The sequence below is a fragment of the Veillonella sp. CAG:933 genome, assembly GCF_000431435.1.
In the GTDB taxonomy this organism is placed as follows: domain Bacteria; phylum Bacillota; class Negativicutes; order Veillonellales; family Veillonellaceae; genus Veillonella_A.
On record NZ_HF986167.1, the window covers coordinates 1 to 5,090 of the forward strand.

The 5,090-nt window shown below is 32.9% G+C and carries 12 protein-coding genes; all 12 read left to right on the forward strand.

Annotated elements, in window-relative coordinates; genetic code table 11:
* Nucleotides 1–282 precede the first annotated feature (282 nt).
* The 12 genes from QZL64_RS03240 (at nucleotide 283) to QZL64_RS03295 (ending at nucleotide 4,945) form a co-directional block, all read left to right on the forward strand.
* A complete protein-coding gene (locus QZL64_RS03240; RefSeq protein WP_021840587.1) occupies nucleotides 283–552 on the forward strand; it encodes a hypothetical protein in 270 nt (89 codons plus the stop codon).
* Nucleotides 553–566: 14 nt separating this feature from the next.
* On the forward strand, nucleotides 567–1,013 hold the full coding sequence (locus tag QZL64_RS03245; protein WP_021840588.1) for a hypothetical protein: 447 nt from the start codon (nucleotides 567–569) through the stop codon (nucleotides 1,011–1,013).
* A 16-nt stretch (nucleotides 1,014–1,029) separates the two neighbouring features.
* On the forward strand, nucleotides 1,030–1,269 hold the full coding sequence (locus QZL64_RS03250; RefSeq protein WP_021840589.1) for a hypothetical protein: 240 nt from the start codon (nucleotides 1,030–1,032) through the stop codon (nucleotides 1,267–1,269).
* A 13-nt stretch (nucleotides 1,270–1,282) separates the two neighbouring features.
* The gene (locus tag QZL64_RS03255; RefSeq protein ID WP_021840590.1) at nucleotides 1,283–1,531 is read left to right on the forward strand and encodes a hypothetical protein; all 249 of its coding nucleotides are present in this window, start codon (nucleotides 1,283–1,285) and stop codon (nucleotides 1,529–1,531) included.
* A gap of 14 nt (nucleotides 1,532–1,545) precedes the next feature.
* Nucleotides 1,546–2,433: a hypothetical protein gene (locus QZL64_RS03260; RefSeq protein ID WP_021840591.1), complete on the forward strand. Its 888-nt coding sequence runs from the start codon at nucleotides 1,546–1,548 to the stop codon at nucleotides 2,431–2,433.
* A 123-nt stretch (nucleotides 2,434–2,556) separates the two neighbouring features.
* Nucleotides 2,557–3,156 (forward strand): hypothetical protein, encoded by a 600-nt coding sequence (locus tag QZL64_RS03265; protein ID WP_021840592.1) that lies wholly within the window; start codon nucleotides 2,557–2,559, stop codon nucleotides 3,154–3,156.
* A 15-nt stretch (nucleotides 3,157–3,171) separates the two neighbouring features.
* Nucleotides 3,172–3,438, forward strand: coding sequence for a hypothetical protein (locus tag QZL64_RS03270; RefSeq protein ID WP_021840593.1), 267 nt, complete (start codon nucleotides 3,172–3,174; stop codon nucleotides 3,436–3,438).
* Nucleotides 3,431–3,856: a hypothetical protein gene (locus tag QZL64_RS03275; RefSeq protein WP_021840594.1), complete on the forward strand. Its 426-nt coding sequence runs from the start codon at nucleotides 3,431–3,433 to the stop codon at nucleotides 3,854–3,856. The genes QZL64_RS03270 and QZL64_RS03275 overlap by 8 nt, the downstream gene beginning before the upstream one ends.
* Before the next feature lie 14 nt (nucleotides 3,857–3,870).
* Nucleotides 3,871–4,095, forward strand: a complete 225-nt coding sequence (locus QZL64_RS03280; protein WP_021840595.1) for a DUF4314 domain-containing protein — start codon at nucleotides 3,871–3,873, stop codon at nucleotides 4,093–4,095.
* Nucleotides 4,096–4,104: 9 nt separating this feature from the next.
* On the forward strand, nucleotides 4,105–4,458 hold the full coding sequence (locus QZL64_RS03285) for a helix-turn-helix domain-containing protein (RefSeq protein WP_021840596.1): 354 nt from the start codon (nucleotides 4,105–4,107) through the stop codon (nucleotides 4,456–4,458).
* Nucleotides 4,459–4,469: 11 nt separating this feature from the next.
* Complete coding sequence (locus tag QZL64_RS03290; RefSeq protein WP_021840597.1) at nucleotides 4,470–4,721, forward strand: DNA repair proteins; 252 nt, start codon at nucleotides 4,470–4,472, stop codon at nucleotides 4,719–4,721.
* Complete coding sequence (locus QZL64_RS03295) at nucleotides 4,709–4,945, forward strand: JAB domain-containing protein (RefSeq protein WP_021840598.1); 237 nt, start codon at nucleotides 4,709–4,711, stop codon at nucleotides 4,943–4,945. The genes QZL64_RS03290 and QZL64_RS03295 overlap by 13 nt, the downstream gene beginning before the upstream one ends.
* The last annotated feature ends 145 nt before the right edge of the window (nucleotides 4,946–5,090 follow it).

Consider the following 5,090-nt stretch of genomic DNA (forward strand, 5'->3'; position numbering starts at 1 on the left):
ATGAATGGTTTCGGTTCAAAGAATCAGAAGAATACAAGGAATGGATTAAGGATGCAAAAAAGCTTATTCATTCGAAATGTGATTTCATTACAACAAAAGAGGAATTCATTGATTTGCTAACTGATCTGCACACCAATAAGTGGTAAATCAGTTAAAGGGTACAAAGTGTCCTATGGTGACAAAAGAATTGTCCGTTGTTGATATAAAGATATTGTTTGATTTTGAATCTTTCATATTTGTAATGTAACAAAATATGACGATTGAGAGAAAGGAAAACAAATTATGAAAGAAAAAGAAATTTTAGTATTTATTCGACCTGCGTATATTAGGGATGCACAGGCACAGGTTTCTGGAAGCCCATTGAAACGAAAGACAAAAAATGACTATGAAAGTCATGAATATGAAAGTACATGGGTAGAGATTAAGTGTCCAGCCCTAGTCGCTGATTATTATGACATTTCATTGGAAGAAGCTAAAAAACGCACTCGTGAACAATATCCTTGCTTAGATGAAGAGTCTTTTGATAAAATTTTTGAATTTCGTGTATTTTAAAAAAGGAGAAAATTATGACAAATTTATCAATAACAGCAAAAACAAATGTAGATGAATGTATTCAAATCGATTATATTACGATTTTAACTAAAGATGGAAAAGAGATTGATTTAAACTGGGAATATAGCCATTATACGCCTTTTGAACCATTCAATTCTCCCCATTCCATTTTAAAATCTATGAGAAAATTTGAAACATTTTATGAGAATGTCTTTTTCGATGATGAAGAAGAAGGAAATCCAGTTTCAGATTTAAAGAAAAAGAAAGCTTTAAAAGATGCAACAATCTTAGAAATCCAGTTATATATACCGGATTTTGCAGGGGATCCTGAGGAAATTAAATTTGACCTTAAATCAATGGGTTTTGTTTTTCGAAAACAGGAATCTGGACAGACAAAATATAGTCCGTATGATTTACCGATCAAATATGATGAAAATTTCACATTGGTTATTGAAAAATAAGAGGAGGCGAAAAGTTATGGGATTCACTAAGCCACCAGAGGGAACTGTAATCACAGAAGACGAGGCAATTGCACAAGGTGCAGATGATTTTGACATCGCTTTGGGCTTTATGGAAGGATATATTACTCCATCAAGACCACATCTTACACCTTTAGAAAAAGCTCATGGAAACATTGTTGCCAGACGAATGGATACATATTATGACGTAACAATCTATGAAGATGGATACGAAGATTACTATCCAATTGGAGATTAAGAAGGAGAAAACAATGAAGCTAAATTTAAGAATAAAAAGTGATAAGAAAAAAAATATGGAATACTGGGATGATATGGAAGATGAATGTAGAAAACTGTTGGATACAATTCTTTCTGACTATGCCAGCACGAATGTATCTAAAATCGATGAAGATGCACGTATCGATATCAGTAAATGTATTTTGGAAACTATCATCCAAAAATGTGGAGAGTATGGAATCGATACAGATGCTGCTTTTCCATATGTTGATGAAGATTATTGAGAAGGAGAAAAATTATGAAGATGACAAATAATGTTCATGTAGGAGAAATTGTGTTTATTGTAACAGCAGAGCATGAAGAAAGTGAATTAGCAGCTTACATAAATGGGAAAAAAACTGAATATACGATCATGCCTGCAGAAATCTGTGATATCACAGAAGAGGGAAATATCGTTGTAAATCCTTATCATATTACTTTTCTGCCAAAAGAAGATGTTTATGAATTTGGAATTCCTTCATTGGAAAATAACCTTTTTGGCATTTCACAGGTTCTATGTTTTTCAGAAAAAGACGCAAAGAAGCATATATTAAAACAAAAGTTAATCGATGAATTTAAAAATCGTTCTTACGAAGATAAAGAAGCTTCTTTAGAACAGCTTTTATTAATGAAAGCTGGATTTACTGTCAAACGAGATCAAAAAGACATGGAACGAGAATTATCAGAAGATGTTCATTCCGTTAATTTTGCAAGTTTCATAACATTTGCAGGTGGATTAACAAAGGTGATTGTTTATGATAATAACACCATGAATATTTTATGGCACGGAATCGTAGATGATATTCCATTTCCAAAAGTTCCTTATGGAGATTGGATCGTGGAACATCATACCGTTGTAAATGATGAAGATATTCTAAAAGTATTTTTGAAAGAACCAGGAGATCATTTCGATCGAACATGGAGTAATATCAAGATTACCAATATCAAATGGGATACATCCGAAGATGCAAAAGTCTGGGCAAAACTTCCTGATGAAGTTGATGTTTTGGACATGGATATCGATCTATCAAAATATGATCCATCTAAAGATCTGGATTATGATGATGAATTCCTAGATGACGTATCTGAATGGTTAACATCTCATTATGATTTCTGTCATGATGGATTCAATATCGTTACAAAATAATTTCATAATTTATTTTTTAAAGGGGCAGCAATGCCTCTTTTTATATATTGGTTTTATCTTTTCTTCCATCCGTCATATTTAAGATGCAAATATAAATGACGATAAGAGAAAGGAAATGTAAAAATGAGAAGAAGTAAATTAAAATTCAAAGCAACAGTAATTTGTCCAAAATGTGGAACAACATTAGTTACAGAGTCTGCCTATAGAGACTATCCGCTTCAGTGTTTGAACTGTGACGAAGATTTTTATTTTATGGAAGTAAATGGTGATGAATATAATACATCTGTATTTCTTCCACTAGACAAAGAAGATCCTCGTATTCAAGAACTACAAGAAGCAGGCAATCTGATAAAAATGAAAGATGATTTATTTATGGTATCTTTTCATGATTTTAGATTATTAGAAGCTTGTGGATGGTTAAAAGATCATGTAGACATTCATTTGGAAAATCTATTGGAATCTGGCGAAAAAATCCAGAAATATGTATTTGCAGAAGATCCATGTCTGACTTTTGGCTGCATTATAGATGAGGATGCTGAATTTACAGCAGATGCATTAGAAGACACATTGCATCGTTTGATCGATGAAGGCGCAAGTAGATATAAAATTTACGAACTGACAAGAATGATCCATGAGGATGGAAATGAAGCACTTATCAATCAAGATGATGCAATTTCTGTAGATCTTGGGTACTACATCACAGAAAATATTACTTTAATTTAAAAAAGGAGAAAAGCTATGAGAAAATATGTATCTTTTCAGGAACAGCGTAAGGAAATTGATGCTTTGCGAGACACCATTAATGGAGAATTAAATCGTATTGCCCTTACAGAGGATCCAAAAGAAGTCGAACAAATGCTCAAATATTTGAATCACAATATTCAGAAATATGCAAAGAAAAATCTGGATGCGATTCATGGTGTTTGGAACCCAGATATTGTGAAAGGTGGGATTCCTAATCATGCAATGCCAGGATTTGTGAAAGGAGAAAACAAAGATGATTGACATGAATCTTGATTTTCTTGTAAATGCAGTTGTTTGTGATTATCCATCCCTCGCTAGTATCACATTCAGAACAATGAAAGGTGAAGAGCTTGTACTGAATTATTGGAATGGAGATGGATACGATTGGGATGATCATTTTAATCCAATCAGTGATAAAAAGGATGAGTTTAAAGAGATTCATGCCGAATTCAAAGATATCTCTTTTTACTCAAAACATAAAGATGAAGAAGATTTTTTGGATTCTGTAATTGCTGAGAAGTTAAAAAACGCAAAAATTGAAGAAATTCATGCATATGCTGACTTTATTGGAAAAGAAAATGACATTAAACTGGTTTTGAAACAAATAACATTTCATTTTTCAAATAGTAGTGATTATCAATTTCCAATTAACGAAGATTACAAGGTCTTTATCGATTAAAAAGGAGAAGACTTATGAGATATGCAAACGAAAAAATTGTTGAAAAATTAAGAAAGAGATATCCGGAAGGATGCCGTGTAGAGCTTGTAAAAATGGACGATACTCAGGCTCCACCAATTGGAACAAAAGGAACCGTATTTGGAGTAGATGATGCAGGAAGCATCATGGTTTCTTGGGACAGTGGTAGTCACTTAAGTATCATTTATGGAGAAGATCTTTGTAGAAAAATCAACGAATAAGGAGAGAAAATGACAATCGTAAAAAATAATAATTCTAGTTCAGAATTTGGCCAGCGTCTTTCTGAATTGTTAAAATCATCGAATGTTTCGCAAAGAGAATTAGCTCACAAAATTGGAATTACAGAAGCAGCTATTTCACGATATATCAATTCTGATCGTACTCCGAATGGGAAAATCATTGGAAGTATCGCAAATGCTCTGCACGTAAGCACTGATTATCTAATTTATGGACATGATGATAATACAGCAGATACAGACTATTGGAAGATATATCACTGGATCAAAAAGAATGCTTATCAGTTATCATTTGAACAAAAACGAGAGCTTATACTTTTGTTGCTTACAGAAGAAAATGGAAAATAAGGAGAAAAATTATGAAAATCAAAGAATACACAACGGAATTAGATGTCGATAAGAAAAACGTATTGAGAGAAGTAGGACATTACGTAATCGTCAAAGAAAAATACAATAGTCCACAAAAATTTGCAGATTTTGCAAGAGAAAAGCTGCACCTCGATATGAGAGCAGAAGAATATGTATACATTCTTGGACTAACAAGCAAAAATCATGTACTTGGAGTATTTGAAATATCGCATGGAAGTATTATAGATCAGTGTGTGGAGTAAGAGAAATCTTTGTTCGTTTACTACTAAGCGGTGCGGCTCAGTTTGTTATGATCCACAATCATCCGTCAGGAGATGATTCTCCATCAAGTATGGATTGTCAAGCTACACAAAGATTGATCGAAGCTGGAAAATTAATGGGAATTCCTATGGTTGACAGCATTATCATTGGCGATGTTGGACATTTCAGTATCAGAGAAGAAGGCATGGCCAGATTTGAAGATTAAATAGAAATGGAGAAAGATATGCGAGATAGAATTTACAAAGCTTTTCATAAGTAATTAATTCGGTTGAAACCACGCCCCTTTATGGGGCGGTTTTATTTTTTATATATGAAAAATATTTCTTATGAAAAATCTCATATTTGTGGTA